The organism is Limimaricola sp. G21655-S1, from assembly GCF_027213785.1.
Taxonomy (GTDB): Bacteria; Pseudomonadota; Alphaproteobacteria; order Rhodobacterales; family Rhodobacteraceae; genus Limimaricola.
Genome location: NZ_JAPWGO010000351.1, coordinates 1 through 255 on the forward strand (window position 1 = coordinate 1; position 255 = coordinate 255).

At 51.4% G+C, this 255-nt stretch carries 1 protein-coding gene; it reads right to left on the reverse strand.

The window, feature by feature from the left end; translation table 11 throughout:
- A partial coding sequence (locus tag O4G76_RS21050) for an ATP-binding cassette domain-containing protein (RefSeq protein WP_269399046.1) occupies positions 1-215 on the reverse strand: 215 nt, incomplete at its 3' end.
- Between the last annotated feature and the right edge of the window lie 40 nt (positions 216-255).

Consider the following 255-nt stretch of genomic DNA (forward strand, 5'->3'; position numbering starts at 1 on the left):
ATCATGGACTTGCCCTTGATCCGCAGATCACCACTGGTGGGCGACTGAAAACCGGAAATCATCCGCAAAAGGGTTGTTTTGCCGCAACCGGACGGGCCAAGAATGGAAAAGAAGGACCCTTGCGGGACATCAAAGCTGACACGATCTACAGCTTTGAAATCGCTGAAGTCCTTTACCAGATCGCGGCATTCCAAATCGGGGTGAGAGTCAGTCAAATTGTAACCTCATAAGATGAGAAAGGGCACCCTTCGGCGC